Raw genomic sequence first — 15802 nt, 5'->3', positions numbered from 1 at the left:
GTTTCCGACTCTATCAGACCGTTTCCGGTGCCGATTTCCTCGGTGCTTTCCAGGTTCCCGCTTTCGCGTTTCCCTTTCCGGCGGTTCCGACTCTATCAGATCCTTTCGGGCCTGATTCCCAGTCAGGGGGCTTGTCGTCCCGGCTTTTGGGCCGTTCCGACGAGTGAGACTTTAGCGGAATCTCGGCTCCCGAGCTAATCGGGCCGGCGCCCTTTCGAACGCGGATTCCTCATTTCGCAAGCACGCATGAAAACGACGCGACGACTGAACGTCGTTCGTTGGATGCTTGCTGCGGAATGGCCGTCCGGGGACCGACCGGAGTCGGCGCTCACGTCGGACAGCCCGGAGAACATTACGTACGGGGCAGGGGCGTGTCAACTCCGCCCCTGGGGGCGTCCTGGAGCCGTGCATCGTGGATCTGCACGCGCTGATCGTGGACCACGATGCGCGGAGGGGCGGGAGGTCCGGGGCCGGGGGTGGAAGGCCCCGGCTGCGGGGGCGGGGTCAGCTGTTGCCGGAGGCGAGTGCGCGGCTGCGGTCGCAGGCGGCTTCCAGCGCGGCGATGAGAGCGGCGCGCACGCCGTGGTTCTCCAGCTCGCGGATGGCGTTGATCGTGGTGCCAGCGGGGGAGGTGACGTTCTCGCGGAGCTTCACGGGGTGCTCGCCGCTGTCGCGGAGCATCACGGCTGCGCCGATCGCGGACTGGACGATGAGGTCGTGGGCCTTGTCGCGGGGCAGGCCGAGCAGGATGCCCGCGTCCGTCATGGCTTCGACCAGGTAGAAGAAGTACGCCGGTCCCGAGCCGGAGAGCGCGGTGCAGGCGTCCTGCTGGGACTCGGGGACGCGGAGCGTCTTGCCGACGGCGCCGAAGATCTCCTCGGCGTGGGCGAGGTGCTCGGCGGTGGCATGGCTGCCCGCGGAGATCACGGACATGGCCTCGTCGACGAGCGCGGGGGTGTTCGTCATGACGCGGACGACGGGAGTGCCCTCGGCGAGCCGCTCCTCGAAGTAGGAGGTGGGGATGCCCGCGGCGCCGCTGATGACGAGGCGGTCGGCGGGGACGTGCGGGGCGAGCTCGTCGAGGAGGGTGCCCATGTCCTGGGGCTTGACCGTGAGGATCAGCGTGTCGGCGGTCCTGGCGGCCTCGATGTTGCCGACCGGGGTGACTCCGTGGCGCTGGTGGAGTTCCTCGGCGCGCTCGGGGCGGCGGGCGGTGACCAGTAGGTCGGCGGGGGCCCAGCCGGCGCGGATCATGCCGCTGAGCAGGGCCTCGCCGATCTTGCCGGTACCGAGGACTGCGACTTTCTGGCTCATGTGCGGGTGCCCTCCGAGGCTGCGTCGTCCGGCGTCCATCCTCGCACCCGGGGTGCCGGAGGGGCCGTGCTGTCCGTTGGGCGGGACGGGGGCCGTCCCGCCCGCACTTCCCGGGTCGTGCGCCCGCGGCGGGTGGCGGCCTTCAGTTCGTGCGCCTGCGGAGCGTGGCCGCGCCGAGTGTCAGGACCAGGAGGGCGCAGCCCGCGACGATCAGGGCGTCGCGGACGAAGGCGGCCGTCATGTCGGGGTGCGTGAGGACCTCGTTCATGCCGTCGACGGCGTAGGACATCGGGAGGACGTCCGAGATCGCTTCGAGGACGGGGTGCATGTCGGAGCGCGGGGTGAACAGGCCGCAGAGGAGGAGCTGGGGGAAGATCACGGCCGGCATGAACTGGACCGCCTGGAACTCCGAGGCCGCGAAGGCGGAGACGAAGAGACCGAGGGCCGTGCCGAGCAGCGCGTCGAGCAGGGCGACCACCAGGAGCAGCCAGGGCGAGCCGGTGACGTCCAGTCCGAGGATCCAGACGGCGAGCCCGGTGGCGAGTGCGGACTGGACGATCGCGAGGGCACCGAAGGCGAGGGCGTAGCCGGCGATGAGGTCGCCCTTGCCCAGGGGCATGGCGAGGAGGCGTTCGAGGGTGCCGGAGGTGCGTTCGCGCAGGGTGGCGATGGAGGTGACCAGGAACATCGTGATGAGCGGGAAGATCCCGAGCAGCGAGGCGCCGATGGAGTCGAAGGTGCGCGGGCTCGCGTCGAACACGTAGCGCAGCAGCAGGAGCATCACGCACGGGATGAGGATCATCAGCGCGATGGTGCGCGGGTCGTGGCGGAGCTGGCGCAGTACGCGGGTCGCGGTGGCGGTGGTGCGGGAGAGGTTGACGGCGCTCGGGCGGGCCGCCGGGTCCGCGCCCGGGCGGGTGGCTGTGGTGGTGGTCATCGGGCGGTCTCCTTGCGGGGCCGGTCGTCGTGCGCGGCCGGGGTGCCGGTGGCGGGCGGGGTGCCTGCGGGGGTGGGGCGGCCGGCGGTGACCGCCTCGTCGACCAGGTGCAGGAAGGCGGCCTCGACGGTGTCGGAGCCGGTGCGCTCGCGCAGGGCGTCGGGGGTGCCGTCGGCGAGGATCCCGCCCTCGCGCATCAGGAGCAGCCGGTGGCAGCGCTCGGCCTCGTCCATGACGTGTGAGGACACGAGGAGGGTGGCGCCGCGGTCGGCGGCGATGGAGTGGAAGAGGCTCCACAGCTCGCGGCGCAGGACGGGGTCGAGGCCGACGGTGGGCTCGTCGAGGACGAGTAGTTCGGGGGTGCCGAGGAGGGCGACGGCGAGGGAGACGCGGCTGCGCTGGCCGCCGGAGAGGTTGCCCGCGAGGGAGTCGGCGTGGGCGGTGAGGTCGACGTCGGCGATGGCCCGGGTGACGTGCTCGTGGCGTCGGTCGGCGGCCGGCCGGCCGGGGTCGAGGATGGCGGCGAAGTAGTCGAGGTTCTGGCGGACGGACAGGTCGTCGTAGACGGAGGGGGCCTGGGTGACGTAACCGATGCGGGAGCGGAGGGCTGCGTCACCGGCGGGGCGGCCGAGGACTTCGAGGGTGCCGCTCACCCTGGCCTGGGTGCCGACGGTCGCGCGCATCAGGGTGGACTTCCCGCAGCCCGAGGGGCCGAGCAGGCCGGTGATCTGTCCACGGGGTACGGCGAAGTCGAGTCCGCGCAGGACCTGGCGGGTGCCGCGTACGACGGTGAGGCCTTCGGCGCGGACGGCGGGGGGCGCGGTGGAGTCCGGTGGCCGTCGGTTGTTATTCACCATGTGATGATTATTGCGGGCCGGAGTGCTCGCTCGTCAAGGCCTGGTTGCCGTGCCGCAGACGCCGCGCTGAACGCACGGGGTGGACGCGCGGCCTGGTCGTGGCGGCCCGGTGGGAGTGAGGCGGGGGTCGTGGGGGGGCGTCGGCCGGGGTCACGAGCGGGTGGCGACGATCAGCATGACGTCGTAGATCTCCTCGACCAGTCCGTCCGGGAAGACCTCCCGGAGGTGCGTGCGCTCCTCGGCTAGGAAGTCCGACGTCCCCTCCTCGCCGAGGACCAGGAAGAGCGAGTGGCTGCCGATGTTGGCGAGGTGGGTGTCGAGGGGGACCGTGCGGCTCCAGCGGATCCGGCGGTGTGCGAAGCCAGGGACGTGCGGGGCGCCGGTGAAGGCCGCCTGGGCGCGGGGGCCGCCGCCGCTCTTCTTGCCGATGCCCGCCCCGAAGCGGCGTTCCACCCGGCCCGCCTGGGCGGCGATCCACGGGACGTCCTGGGCGTCCATGTTCCACCACAGGGCGAGGGCGCCGCCCGGACGCAGCACCCGCATCGCCTCCGGGACCGAGCGGGCCGGGTCGGTCCAGTGCCAGGCCTGGGCGTAGGTGAGGAGGTCGGCGCGGGCGGCGGCGAGCGGGAGCGCGTCGCCGTCGCCGCGCACCAGTGGGACGCCGGGGAGGGCGCGGCGGAATTCGGCCGCCATGCCCTCGCCCGGCTCGACGGCGAGCACGTCCGCGCCCCTCGCGCGCAGCAGCGCGGTCGCGATGCCGGTGCCGGCGCCCACGTCTACGACGCGGGCGCCGGCGAGGGGGCGGCCCGCCAGGTCTTCGAGGGCGTCGAAGAGGGCGGGCGGGTAGGAGGGGCGGTTCGCGGCGTACTGCGCGGCGGCGGCGTTGAAGGAGTGGGCCCGGGTGTGGTGGGAGGAGGGGCGGGCTGTGGGGTTCGAGTCGTGGTCCGAGTCGTGTGTGGGGGCGGCCATACGGTCATCGTGGCCGGGGCGGGACGGGAGGGGCAGCTGATTTCGTGCCGACCGGTGGTGCGCCGACGGGTTTTCGTCCCCTCCGCCCCTTCCCGTCCCGAGGGTCTCGCCCCCGGCCCCGCATCGCCTGCGGACTCGCCCTCGGACGCCGGACGGGCCGAAGTGCACGCGTCGGCCGCTTCGCCGGGAGGGCTGCGGGACGCGCGCCGGCTGTGCCGCTGTCCCCGACGGGACGCGCGCCGGCTGTGCCGTTTCCTGGACGGGCTGCGGGGCGCTAGCCGTGCCGCTTCCTGGACGGGTTGCGGGTGCGGCGCTCGGTGCGGCGTTCGTACTGGGTGCGGGCCGCCTCGTACTCCCCGCGGTGGAGCTTCTCGCCCGGGGCCTCGGAGAGGGAGCGGAAGAAGTAGGCGAAGAGGGAGCCGACGAAGCCGACGGCGAGGAGTCCGCGGAGCGAGGCCTGCCGGTCGGGGTCAGGGCGCTCGCCGAAGGTCTCCCACGTGTGGCGGAAGGCGAGCGCGCTGCACACCGCGAACATCACGACGACCAACAGCGTCACGGCCCGGCCCACATCCGCGATCGCCAGGCCCTGGTAGGCGAAGCGCAGGACGAAGCAGGCGGCGACCGCGGCGGCGAGGGAGCCGGCGGCCACACCGGCCCGGCGGGCCGCGTAGCCGCCGTCGTGCCGCACCCACGTCGTGCCGAAGAAACGGATGGGCTCGGGCTGGGGGCCCGCGGGGGTACCGGTCTCGTCGCTGCTCACGCGACGATTATCGCCCCCGCGACCCGGTCCCCCCGCGAACCCCGCCCACCGGCGTTCAGCCGCAGCGCGGCGCGACGTAGCCGTCGCTGCCCGTCTTCACGTACGCGTCCGACACGTACTCGCCGCTCGCGATGTTGTCCCAGATGCTCGTCGTCCCGTACGGGCCGCTGATCGTCTCGCCCGGGCGCTGGCAGAAGATCGCCACGCGCGAGCCCTCGGGCAGGACCCGGACGATGCGGTACGAGGTGCCGGGACCGCTGCGGACGTTGACCGTCCGGCCCGGTGCGATCGCGTAGTACTGCAGCGCCGCTTCCGCGGTGCTCGCGGCCGTCGTCGTGGCCACGGCCTCGGCCGCGGCCGCGGTGCTGCGGGTTTCCGTTCTCTCGGTGCCGGTGCTCTCGATGCGGTCAACAGCCATGAAGGCCTCCCCCGTTGAATGTGACTGGATGAATGTGACTGGATGAATGTGACCGGATTGATCCGACTGGAAGTCGCGTCCGTCCCACGGACGACCGTCGACATCACGCCAAGCACAGTTGTTCGCCTGTCGCACGCGGAGGCTAGCAAGCCGCCTCTGTCTCGCACGAAGCATCGACTAGGCTCCGTGCGTCGCGCGCGGACGAACAGCACGGGGGTGGGTTCCATGGCGCCACAGCGGAACGCCGGAGCGGATGCGGAAGCGGAACTTCCCGAATACGCCGGCCGGTACCGCCTGGAGGATCGCCTCGGGTCCGGCGGGATGGGCGTCGTCCATCTCGCCCGCAGCGAATCCGGGCTGCGCCTCGCGGTGAAGGTCGTACACGCGGAATTCGCCAAGGACCCCGAGTTCAGGGGGCGGTTCCGGCAGGAGATCGCCGCCGCGCGCCGGGTGAGCGGCGCGTTCACCGCGCCCGTCGTCGACGCCGACCCCGACAGCGGGCGTCCGTGGATGGCCACGCTGTTCATCCCCGCGCCGACCCTCGCCGAGCACGTGAAGCGGAACGGGCCCATGGCCACCGGTCAGTTGCGCCGCCTGATGGCCGGACTCGCCGAGGCGCTGCGGGACATCCACCGGGTGGGGGTCGTCCACCGCGACCTCAAGCCCAGCAACGTCCTGCTCGCCGAGGACGGCCCCAAGGTCATCGACTTCGGCATCTCCCGGCCGTCGGACAGCGAACTGCACACCGAGACCGGCAAGTTGATCGGCACGCCGCCCTTCATGGCGCCCGAACAGTTCCGGCGTCCGCGGGAGGTGGGTCCTGCCGCGGACATCTTCGCCCTGGGGTCGGTGATCGTGCACGCGGCCACGGGCCGCGGCCCCTTCGACTCCGACAGCCCGTACGTCGTCGCGTACCAGGTCGTGCACGACGAGCCGGACCTGACCGGTGTGCCGGAGAACCTCGCGCCGTTGGTCACGCGCTGTCTGGCCAAGGAACCGGAGAACAGGCCCACTCCCGACGAGCTGATGCGGGAACTGCGCTCGGTGGCCGCCTCGTACGACACCCAGGCGTTCATACCGGCACAGCGGGCGGCTCTGCCTTTCGGTCCCGAGGACGCGGCCCGCGAGGGTGGCTGGGGCGGCAGTGCCGGTGATGGTGACCGTGACGGTGACGGTGACGGGCGAGGAGGGCGGGGCGGCGGCGGTCGGGAGGAGGGCGCGTCCGGCGGGAGTGGCCGGGGGGCGGACGCGCCGGGCGGCGGCGACCGAAGGGCCGACGCGGTGCGCGGCTCCGCGGGGCGGCCGCGCAACCGGCTGCTCCTCGCCGTCGGAGCGCTCGCCCTGGTCGTGGGCGGTGGACTGGCCTCGACCCAGTTGGTCTTCCAGGACCGCGGCGCTTCCCACGGTGACCGGCCGCAGCCCGCGTCGACGGTCGTCAGCACCTGGGACACCAGGCCGGCGTCCGACCCGGCGGGCCCCACCGGCACCGACGGCTCCCCAGGGACGCATTCCTCCGGAGAGGCCTTCGGGACGCCGCAGTGCGCGTACGCGGCGGACAGGCTGCTCTGCGCGCAACCCGGGCTGGTCTCCGCGCTGGACCCGGCCGACGGCACGGTGCTGTGGCGGCACACGTCCACCGAGCGGGCCGGCCCGGTCCCGTCGCCGGTCCTCTCCGGCGGCCTGGTGCACGTCGTGACCCACGAGGGGCGGCGGCTCGAGGCGCTTGATACGGCCACGGGCAAGACGCGCTGGAAGCTGGACCTGTCAGCGTACGGCGGTGTCGGGCACGCGGGCGGCACCGTGCTGCTCACCGATGCCGACGGCACCGTCACGGGCGTCGACGGCGCCTCCGGCCGGGAGCGCTGGCGCCACCGGCTGTCCGGGCACCTCTCACCGGCCGTCGTCGCCTTCCCCGGCGGCGGGCCCGCGTACGCCACGAGCCTGACGGCCGACGGGTCCGGTACGCACGTCACCGCGGTGGATCCCGGGACCGGGGCGGTGCGCTGGGACACCCGGCTGGCGGGCAGGCTGACCCCGGCCGGCACCCGGCACGACGCCCTGGTCCTCACCGCCGACGACCTGAACGGTGAGACGAACGCCCTGGTCAGGTACGACCCGCGCACGAAGACGTCGCGCCGGGCCGCGCTCCCGGTGGCGCTCCCGCAGGCCCAGGCCACCGTCCGCGGGGACACCGTCCATCTGCTGGCCACCGGTGGCGGGATGGTCGCCGTCGACCTGGACACGCTGAAGCAGCGGTGGCGGCTGGAGACATCCGTCAGCCGGGGCTCGGCACCCGTCGCCGACGCCCGGCACGTGTACTTCACCTCGGCCGACGGGCGGCTGCTCGCCGTGGACAGCCGCGTGGGCCGGCTCGTCGGCCAGACCTCGATCAGGCTCGGCGCCCGGTCCGACCGGGTCGTGGCGCAGCTCCCGGCGCCCTCGGTGGCGGGCGGACGCGTGTACGCGAGCGCCCCCGACGGAACGGTGTTCGCGGTGGCGGGGAACGACCCGGCGGGGTGGTGAGCGGGGGACGCCCGCGCCCGGGATGATCCGGTGGCGCCGGGAGCCTCCGAACACGAGCCGGGGTATGGGGTGGTGGAGCCCTGTCGGGCGGTGCTCGTGCCGTCGGGGCGGGAGCCGTGAAGGGGCCGCTCCCCCGAGGAGCGGCCCCTTCCCGTGGACCCGGTGCCGGGCGTCACCCGGGTGCGGGCGTCAGCCCAGCATCGAGACGTCCCGGACCGCGCCCTTGTCCGCGCTCGTCGCCATCGCCGCGTAGGCGCGCAGCGCGGCGGAGACCTTCCGGTCGCGGCCGACCGGCGCGTACACACCGTTCAGCGCCGCGCGGCGGGCCGCCAGGTCGGCGTCGGAGACCAGCAGTTCGATGGAGCGGTTAGGGATGTCGATCCGGATGCGGTCACCGTCCTCGACGAGGGCGATGGTGCCGCCGGACGCCGCCTCGGGCGACGCGTGGCCGATCGACAGACCCGAGGTGCCGCCGGAGAAGCGGCCGTCGGTGATCAGGGCGCAGGTCTTGCCGAGGCCGCGGCCCTTGAGGAAGGACGTCGGGTAGAGCATCTCCTGCATGCCCGGACCGCCCTTGGGGCCCTCGTAGCGGATGACGACCACGTCGCCGTCCTTGATCTGCTTGTTGAGGATCTTCTCGACGGCCTGCTCCTGGGACTCGCAGACGACCGCCGGGCCCTCGAAGGTCCAGATCGACTCGTCGACGCCGGCCGTCTTCACGACACAGCCGTCCACGGCCAGGTTCCCCTTGAGGACCGCCAGACCGCCGTCCTTGGAGTACGCGTGCTCCGCGGAACGGATGCAGCCGTTCTCGGCGTCCTCGTCGAGGGCCTCCCAGCGCTCGGACTGGGAGAAGGCCTCGGAGGAGCGGACGCAGCCGGGGGCCGCGTGCCACAGCTCGACGGCCTTCGGGGACGGGGAGCCGCCGCGCACGTCCCACGTCTTCAGCCAGTCCGACAGCGACGGGCTGTGCACCGAGTGCACGTCCTCGTTCAGCAGGCCGGCCCGGTGCAACTCGCCCAGCAGGGCCGGGATGCCGCCCGCGCGGTGCACGTCCTCCATGTAGTACGTACGGTTCTTGGCGACGTTCGGCGCGACCTTGGCGAGGCAGGGGACCCGGCGCGAGACCGCGTTGATCTCCTCCAGGCCGAAGGGAACGCCCGCCTCCTGGGCCGCGGCCAGCAGGTGCAGGATCGTGTTGGTCGAACCGCCCATCGCGATGTCCAGCGCCATGGCGTTCTCGAAGGCGGCGAGGGTGGCGACGTTGCGCGGGAGGACCGACTCGTCGTCCTGCTCGTAGTAGCGGCGCGTGACGTCCATGACCGTGCGCGCGGCGTCCTCGTACAGCCCCTTGCGGGCGGTGTGCGTGGCGAGGACCGAGCCGTTGCCCGGCAGCGACAGGCCGATGGCCTCGGTGAGGCAGTTCATCGAGTTGGCGGTGAACATGCCGGAACAGGAGCCGCAGGTCGGACAGGCGTTCTCCTCGATACGGAGGATGTCCTCGTCCGAGATCTTGTCGTTCACCGCGTCGGAGATCGCGTCGACCAGGTCGAGCGTGCGGACCGTACCGTCGACGAGGGTCGCCCGGCCGGACTCCATCGGGCCGCCGGAGACGAAGACCGCCGGGATGTTCAGCCGCAGGGCGGCCATCAGCATGCCCGGGGTGATCTTGTCGCAGTTCGAGATGCAGATCAGGGCGTCGGCGCAGTGTGCCTCCACCATGTACTCGACGCTGTCCGCGATCAGGTCGCGCGAGGGCAGGGAGTACAGCATGCCGCCGTGCCCCATCGCGATGCCGTCGTCGACCGCGATGGTGTTGAACTCGCGCGGGATGCCCCCGGCCGCCGTGATGGCCTCGCTCACGATCCGGCCGACCGGCTGGAGGTGGGTGTGGCCGGGCACGAACTCGGTGAACGAGTTGGCGACCGCGATGATCGGCTTCCGGCCGATGTCCGCGCCCGGTACACCGGAGGCGCGCATAAGGGCGCGTGCGCCCGCCATGTTGCGGCCGTGGGTGACTGTGCGGGACCTCAGCTCGGGCATCGTCGCTCGCTCCTTCGGAGAGTAATGACTGCCGTCGAGCCTACGCCGGTGCTCCAGGATCCGGACGGGGTGTCCGGAATGCGGGATGCGTGTCTCGGGTGGCGGTTCCCGGTCCGGGGCAGCGGGTGCAGGAGGCGGTCGGGGGTGGGGGCCGGTCCGGGATGCGTCAGGGGCTGGTGAGGTGGGCCTGGACGACCGGGGCGATCCGGGCGATGACCTGTTCCGGGTCCGCCGAGGCGAGCGGCTCGACCTTGATCACGTAGCGCAGCATCGCGACGCCGACCAGCTGCGCCGCCGCCAGCTCCGCGCGCAGCTCCGGGTCCGGGACGTCCAGCTGCCGGGCTATGCGGCGCATCAGCTGGGCGGCGATCATGCGGCGGAAGACGGCCGCCGCGGTCTCGTTGTTCACCGCGGAACGGACGATCGCGAGCAGGGGCGTACGGGTCGCCGGGTTCTCCCAGACGCCGAGGACGAACCGGGTCAGGCGTTCCCCGACGCCCTCCGGCGGGCCGTCCTCGACGGCGTTCGGGGCGTCCAGGGCGGGCGCGAAGGCGACCTCGACGGCCGCTTCGAAAACCTGCTCCTTCGTGCCGAAGTAGTGGTGCACCAGCGCGGAGTCCACGCCCGCCGTCCTGGCGATGCCCCGTACGGACGTCTTCTCGTAGCCCCGCGCGCTGAACTCCTCGCGGGCCGCGGCGAGGATGACCTCCCGGGTGGCCGGGGAGGCCGCCGTCTCCGTACGGGACGGGCGCCCGCGGCGGCGGGGGGCGGGGGCCGCCGCGGTCACGACCGGGGGACCCGGACGGACGAGGCGAGGTGGAGCCGGGTGAAGGCGAGGGCCTCGGCGAGGTCGGCCTCGCGCTCCGCGCTGGACATGGCGCGGCGGGTGTTGACCTCTATGACGACGTGGCCGTCGAAGCCGGTGGTCGCGAGGCGCTCCAGCACCTCCGCGCAGGGCTGGGTGCCGCGGCCCGGGACGAGGTGCTCGTCCTTGCTGGAGCCGTTGCCGTCCGCGAGGTGGACGTGTCCGAGGCGGTCGCCCATGCGGTCGATCATCCGCACGGCGTCCGTGCGGGCCGTCGCGGTGTGGCTGAGGTCGATGGTGAAGTGACGGTAGTCCTCCTTCGTCACGTCCCAGTCGGGTGCGTAGGCGAGCATCTCGCGGTCCCGGTAACGCCAGGGGTACATGTTCTCGACCGCGAACCGGACGTCCGTCTCGCCGGCCATCCGCCAGATGCCGTCGACGAAGTCCCGGGCGTACTGGCGCTGCCAGCGGAACGGGGGATGTACGACGACGGTGCCGGCGCCGAGCTTCTCCGCGGCGGCCTGGGCACGCTGGAGCTTGGTCCACGGGTCGGTGGACCACACGCGCTGCGTGATCAGGAGGCAGGGGGCGTGGACCGCGAGGATCGGCATCCGGTGGTAGTCGCTGAGTCTGCGCAGGGCCTCGATGTCCTGACTGACCGGGTCGGTCCAGACCATGACCTCGACGCCGTCGTAGCCGAGGCGCGCGGCGATTTCGAAGGCCGTCGCCGTCGACTCCGGATACACGGAGGCCGTGGACAGCGCGACCTTCGCATCCGGGATGCGCACCACTGGTTCTGCCACGAGGGACAGAGTACGGGGCGGGTGTCTGGCGGGGGCGCCTTGGGTGGGGCGCCCCGCTCCGGGGCGGGGGCGCCTTCGCTGCGGGCGTCTTCGGGGCGGGGCGGGGCGCCTTCGCTGCGGGGCGCGGGCGCCTTCGGCCGGTGGGTGGGTCGCCCACGCTGCGGTGGGTGGTCGGGGTGGGCGCCTCGGCTCCGGTGGGCGGTCGGGGCCGCGCCGGTACATCCGCCCGTCGCAGGTCGGGCGTGCACCTTGGTCACAGGGGTGGACCGGCGCTTCCTGCCCGACCTGCAACGGGCATCTGATGTACCGGCACGGCCCCTCAGGTGGGAGGGCGGGTGCGGGTCGTGCCGGGCACGGGGCCGCCGGGCGGGAGGGTGGGTGCAGGCGGGCGCGGGCGGGTGCAGGTCGTGGCGATCGCGGTGCGGGGCGGTGGGCGCAGGCGGGTGCGGGCCGCCGGCCGCGGGGGCGGCGGCCCGTTGGTGCCGGTCCGCGCCGGCGCCGGGCGGCCTACGTCGGGGGCATGTGGTCCAGGTGGCGGAGGATCACGCCCTCCCGGAGGGCCCAGGGGCAGATGTCCACCGTCTCCACGCCGAAGAGATCCATGGTGGCCTCCGCCACCAACGCCCCGGCGACCAGTTGCCCGGCCCGCCCCTCGGACACGCCGGGTAGGTCGGCCCGCTCGCCGGTGGTCATGGCGGCGAGCTTCGGTACCCACCCCTCCAGCGACTCCCGTTTCAGCTCACGCGGGACGTAGAGCCCGTCCGCGGAACGCGCGGCGCCGGCCAGCCGGGCGAGCTGCTTGAAGGTCTTCGACGTGGCGACCACGTGATCGGGAGGACCGAGGCGGGTGAACTCGCCCACGCTGCGGGCGATCTGCGCCCGCACATGGCGCCGCAGGGACTTGACGGCCCCCGGCTCCGGCGGATCCCCGGGCAGCCACCCGGCGGTCAGCCGCCCCGCCCCCAGCGGCAGCGACACCGCCGTGTCCGGCTCCTCGTCCACCCCGTAGGCGATCTCCAGGGAACCGCCGCCGATGTCCAGGACGAGCAGCTTCCCGGCCGACCAGCCGAACCAGCGGCGGGCGGCGAGGAAGGTGAGCCGGGCCTCCTCCGCTCCGGACAGGACCTGGAGCTCGACGCCGGTCGCGTCGTGCACGCGGGAGAGCACGTCGTCCGCGTTGCTGGCCTCGCGCACCGCGGAGGTCGCGAACGGCAGCAGCTCCTCCACGCCCTTGTCCTCGGCGGCCTGCATCGCCTCATGGACGACCGATATCAGCCGGTCGACGCCGTCCGGGCCGATGGCACCGTCCGGGTCGAGAAGCTGGGCGAGCCGCAACTCCACCTTGTGCGAGTGCGCGGGCAGCGGGCGCGCGCCGGGGTGCGCGTCCACCACCAGCAGATGCACCGTGTTCGAACCCACGTCGAGGACACCGAGTCTCATGTACGGAACGCTACTGCCCGCCGTGCGGATGGCAGTGCCCGGAGCGGACTCCGGCGACTTACCCTGGACGGGTGCCAAAGACGAAAAAGGCGAAGCCCGACAAATCGACCAAGGAACCTTCGCAGGCGAAGGCGTCCAGGTCCAAGAAGCTCCTGAAGGCGGACGAACAGGGGCTCGACTTCGCCCGCGCCTGGGTGGAATTCCCGGATCCGGCCGACGACGAGCAGGTGTTCCGGTGTGACCTGACATGGCTGACCTCCCGCTGGAACTGCATCTTCGGAAGCGGCTGCCAGGGCATCCAGGCGGGCCGCGCGGACGACGGCTGCTGCACGCTGGGCGCGCACTTCTCCGACGAGGACGACGAGAAGCGCGTGGCCGGGTATGTGGCGCGGCTCACGCCGGACATCTGGCAGCACCACGACATCGGCACCGCGACCGGCTGGGTGTCGGAGGACGAGGACGGCGAGCGCCAGACCCGGCCGTACAACGGGTCGTGCATCTTCCAGAACCGGCCCGGCTTCGAGGGCGGCATGGGCTGCTCGCTGCACATCCTGGCCCTGCGGGAGGGCCGCGAGCCGCTGGAGACCAAGCCCGACGTCTGCTGGCAGCTGCCCGTGCGGCGGACGTACGAGTGGATCGACCGGCCCGACGACACCCGCGTGCTCCAGGTGTCCATCGGCGAGTACGACCGCCGCGGCTGGGGTCCGGGCGGCCACGACCTGCACTGGTGGTGCACGTCGGCGACCTCGGCGCACGGCGCGGGCGACCCCGTCTACGTCTCGTACCGGCCGGAGCTGATCGAGCTGATGGGCAAGGCGGGATACGACCGGCTGGTCGAGCTCTGCGAGGAGCGGCTCGCCTCGCAGCTCCCGCTGCTCGCGCCGCATCCCGCGGACCCGGTGGGCTGAGCCCCGCCCGCTACGAGGACGGACTCGGCCCGCCGCCCGGCGGCTCCGAGCCGCCCGGGTCCGGGCTCGCCGAGTCGCTCGGCGCCGGGTCGCTCGGCCGCGGACCGGGGTCGGAGGGCGTCGGGCCGGGGTCCGAAGGGGTCGGGGTGCCGGGCCGCGGACCCGGGTCGGACGGCACCGGGTGGCTCGGCCGCGGGTCCGGGTTCGACGGTCCCGCCGTGCCGAATCCGGTGATCGTGACCACGGCTCCCGCCGGGGCGATCGCCACCCGCGCGGTCCAGGAACCGGCCGGCTCCCGCAGATGGTCGACGTACACCCTGAGCGTCAGCGACTCGCCCGGCTCGAGCGTCCCGGAGGACTGGCTCAGGTAGAGCCAGGGGGCGCCCGTGGACGCGGACCAGCGGACCGGTGAACTCCCGGTCGCGGTCAGGGTGATGAGCGTCGTGTCGCCGGTGTTCCCGGCCGTCACCCCGAGCTGTCCCGCGCTCTTCCCGCCGCCCGCCTTCGCGCTGACGACCTCCACGGAGACGTCCGACGAGCGGTCGCCCCCGGAGAAACGGCCGTCGGGCCGGGTGCTGGCGTTCCCGGCGTTCTCGTAGCCGGTCCCGTCGCCGTCGGGGCCGTGCGCCTCGTTCGCGGTGACCGGGCGGCCGTCCGTGCCCTCCCCGGTGAGGGGCGCCCCCCGGTAGGCCGCCCACAGCGCGAGGACGGGCGCGGCGACGACCGTGGCGACCACGGTGGTCGTGACGGCACGCGCGCGGAGCCGGTCCCGGCGCGCGGCGTGGTCCTTCGGGTCCATCGGGAAGCCCCGCCGGTCGAACCGCGGACCGTGACTTCGCGCGCGCGGGACCATCGCGAGGCGCAGGGCCGCGCGCGGGGCCTCGAGGACGGGGAGCGCGGCGGGCGTGACGCTGGTCCCCGGCCAGGCGCCGGGCACCGCGCGCTCGGCGGTACGGCGGCAGCGCGGGCAGTCGTCGACGTGCCGGACGAGTTCACGGCGCAGGGTGGTGCTCAGGACGAGCCGGTTGTCGCCGGTGAGGCGGGCGACGCTCGGGCAGGCGCCGGTCTCCACGACGGCGAGGGCGGCGCGCGTGCGCTCCACCTCGCAGGCGGCGGTGGCGAGCAGCTCCCGCGCGGCCGCCGGTTCCCTTCCGAGGACTGCGGCGACCTCGTGGGCGGCGAGCTGGTGGCGCACGGCCAGTTCGAGCGCCTCACGCTGCTCGGGCGTGGTGCCGGCGGCCTCCGGCCAGGCCAGCAGGGCGAGTTCGTGCCGGCGCCGCTGCTGGACCTCCTCGGGGACCGAGCGGCTCACCACCTCGGCCGCGCGCCGGTCGGCGGCCTCCTTGAGAGCGTCCTTCCCGGGGGCGCCGTCCCCGGCGGCGCCTTTCCGGGAGGCGCCGTCCCGGGGGGCGCCATCCCGGCGGGCGCCATCCCGGCGGGCGCCATCCCGTTGGGCCACGCGTCTGCCGGAGGCGTGCGCCGCCTGGCGCCGGCGCCGGGTCTCGGCGAGCTGGCGCAGACAGGCCCAGCGCGCGAGTGCGTACAGCCACGCCCTGCGGTCGCCCGCGGAGTCCGGTCCGCGCGCCCCCCGGCGCTCGGCGAGCACCAGGACGTCGCCCAGTGCCGCGGTCGCCGCGTCGTGGTCGCAGAGCACGGACAGGCAGTACGTGAACAGGCCGTCCAGATAGGGCTCGTAGCGCGCGGGAGGGCCGGGAGGGCGATGCGCCGGGGGGCGGTTCGAGGCGCCGCGGGGAGCCGTCACCCGCTTGCGAGCGTCTGGGTGCGCCCGGTGCGCGCCGGTGGTGTGCGTCGAGGTCTCCGGACTGCTGCTCTTCACCCGTGCGACCGTAGGCGCCGAGTGGTGGCCCCTTCCTCCGCCTTGAGCACATTTAATCCGTACGGGTGAAACGATCCCTCATAAGGGGACAGCGGCCCCCCATCCCGTGGCCCACACCCTCACGGGCGGCGATCACCGGCAGCCAGGCACCCGGCACCGGCCGGGGCAATGTCGGTGGCCTCGGCTAC

13 protein-coding genes are annotated in these 15802 nt (G+C 73.4%); 2 read left to right on the top strand and 11 right to left on the bottom strand.

Going from position 1 to position 15802, the window contains the following annotated elements:
* Nucleotides 1-504 precede the first annotated feature (504 nt).
* The 6 genes from proC to ACFYP4_RS15385 form a co-directional block, all read right to left on the bottom strand.
* Nucleotides 505-1314 (bottom strand): pyrroline-5-carboxylate reductase, encoded by an 810-nt coding sequence (gene proC, locus ACFYP4_RS15410; protein WP_358854868.1) that lies wholly within the window; start codon nucleotides 1312-1314, stop codon nucleotides 505-507.
* 142 nt (nucleotides 1315-1456) lie between these two features.
* Nucleotides 1457-2251, bottom strand: a complete 795-nt coding sequence (locus ACFYP4_RS15405; protein ID WP_358854867.1) for an ABC transporter permease — start codon at nucleotides 2249-2251, stop codon at nucleotides 1457-1459.
* Complete coding sequence (locus ACFYP4_RS15400) at nucleotides 2248-3108, bottom strand: ABC transporter ATP-binding protein (RefSeq protein WP_358854866.1); 861 nt, start codon at nucleotides 3106-3108, stop codon at nucleotides 2248-2250. Before ACFYP4_RS15400 ends, ACFYP4_RS15405 begins: the two co-directional genes overlap by 4 nt.
* Before the next feature lie 150 nt (nucleotides 3109-3258).
* On the bottom strand, nucleotides 3259-4077 hold the full coding sequence (locus ACFYP4_RS15395; RefSeq protein ID WP_358854865.1) for a methyltransferase domain-containing protein: 819 nt from the start codon (nucleotides 4075-4077) through the stop codon (nucleotides 3259-3261).
* 274 nt (nucleotides 4078-4351) lie between these two features.
* Nucleotides 4352-4837, bottom strand: coding sequence for an EamA/RhaT family transporter (locus ACFYP4_RS15390; protein WP_358854864.1), 486 nt, complete (start codon nucleotides 4835-4837; stop codon nucleotides 4352-4354).
* 55 nt (nucleotides 4838-4892) lie between these two features.
* Nucleotides 4893-5255 carry an SH3 domain-containing protein gene (locus tag ACFYP4_RS15385; protein WP_358854863.1) on the bottom strand — a complete coding sequence of 121 codons (363 nt, stop codon included), beginning with the start codon at nucleotides 5253-5255 and terminating at the stop codon, nucleotides 4893-4895.
* Between the two features lie 225 nt (nucleotides 5256-5480).
* Here ACFYP4_RS15385 and ACFYP4_RS15380 point away from each other — a divergent pair, with 225 nt between their 5' ends.
* On the top strand, nucleotides 5481-7778 hold the full coding sequence (locus ACFYP4_RS15380; RefSeq protein WP_388785672.1) for a serine/threonine-protein kinase: 2298 nt from the start codon (nucleotides 5481-5483) through the stop codon (nucleotides 7776-7778).
* A 189-nt stretch (nucleotides 7779-7967) separates the two neighbouring features.
* On the opposite strand, the gene ilvD is transcribed toward ACFYP4_RS15380, so the two are convergent.
* From ilvD to ACFYP4_RS15360, 4 genes are all read right to left on the bottom strand, one after another.
* Entirely contained in the window at nucleotides 7968-9821 is a 1854-nt protein-coding gene (gene ilvD / locus ACFYP4_RS15375; RefSeq protein WP_388785670.1) for a dihydroxy-acid dehydratase, read from the bottom strand.
* A gap of 166 nt (nucleotides 9822-9987) precedes the next feature.
* Nucleotides 9988-10608: a TetR family transcriptional regulator gene (locus ACFYP4_RS15370; protein ID WP_358854860.1), complete on the bottom strand. Its 621-nt coding sequence runs from the start codon at nucleotides 10606-10608 to the stop codon at nucleotides 9988-9990.
* Nucleotides 10605-11429, bottom strand: coding sequence for a sugar phosphate isomerase/epimerase (locus ACFYP4_RS15365; protein WP_358854859.1), 825 nt, complete (start codon nucleotides 11427-11429; stop codon nucleotides 10605-10607). Before ACFYP4_RS15365 ends, ACFYP4_RS15370 begins: the two co-directional genes overlap by 4 nt.
* 507 nt (nucleotides 11430-11936) lie before the next feature.
* Complete coding sequence (locus ACFYP4_RS15360; RefSeq protein ID WP_358854858.1) at nucleotides 11937-12869, bottom strand: Ppx/GppA phosphatase family protein; 933 nt, start codon at nucleotides 12867-12869, stop codon at nucleotides 11937-11939.
* Between the two features lie 71 nt (nucleotides 12870-12940).
* On the opposite strand from ACFYP4_RS15360, the gene ACFYP4_RS15355 reads away from it, so the two are divergent.
* Nucleotides 12941-13777, top strand: a complete 837-nt coding sequence (locus tag ACFYP4_RS15355) for a hypothetical protein (RefSeq protein ID WP_358854857.1) — start codon at nucleotides 12941-12943, stop codon at nucleotides 13775-13777.
* A 10-nt stretch (nucleotides 13778-13787) separates the two neighbouring features.
* Here ACFYP4_RS15355 and ACFYP4_RS15350 read toward each other — a convergent pair whose 3' ends face one another.
* Nucleotides 13788-15614 (bottom strand): hypothetical protein, encoded by a 1827-nt coding sequence (locus ACFYP4_RS15350; RefSeq protein WP_388785667.1) that lies wholly within the window; start codon nucleotides 15612-15614, stop codon nucleotides 13788-13790.
* Nucleotides 15615-15802 lie beyond the last annotated feature (188 nt).

It is taken from the genome of Streptomyces sp. NPDC005551 (assembly GCF_042871785.1).
Classification (GTDB): Bacteria; Actinomycetota; Actinomycetes; order Streptomycetales; family Streptomycetaceae; genus Streptomyces.
The sequence above is the reverse complement of the archived record's forward strand: the minus strand, read 5'-3'. Positions and strand labels throughout refer to the sequence as shown.

Coding starts and splice junctions, on each gene's coding strand:
- proC (WP_358854868.1), bottom strand. CDS start 1,314: ATGAGCCAGAAAGTCGCAGTCCTCGGTACCGGCAAGATCGGCGAGGCC.
- ACFYP4_RS15405 (WP_358854867.1), bottom strand. CDS start 2,251: ATGACCACCACCACAGCCACCCGCCCGGGCGCGGACCCGGCGGCCCGC.
- ACFYP4_RS15400 (WP_358854866.1), bottom strand. CDS start 3,108: ATGGTGAATAACAACCGACGGCCACCGGACTCCACCGCGCCCCCCGCC.
- ACFYP4_RS15395 (WP_358854865.1), bottom strand. CDS start 4,077: ATGGCCGCCCCCACACACGACTCGGACCACGACTCGAACCCCACAGCC.
- ACFYP4_RS15385 (WP_358854863.1), bottom strand. CDS start 5,255: ATGGCTGTTGACCGCATCGAGAGCACCGGCACCGAGAGAACGGAAACC.
- ACFYP4_RS15380 (WP_388785672.1), top strand. CDS start 5,481: ATGGCGCCACAGCGGAACGCCGGAGCGGATGCGGAAGCGGAACTTCCC.
- ilvD (WP_388785670.1), bottom strand. CDS start 9,821: ATGCCCGAGCTGAGGTCCCGCACAGTCACCCACGGCCGCAACATGGCG.
- ACFYP4_RS15360 (WP_358854858.1), bottom strand. CDS start 12,869: ATGAGACTCGGTGTCCTCGACGTGGGTTCGAACACGGTGCATCTGCTG.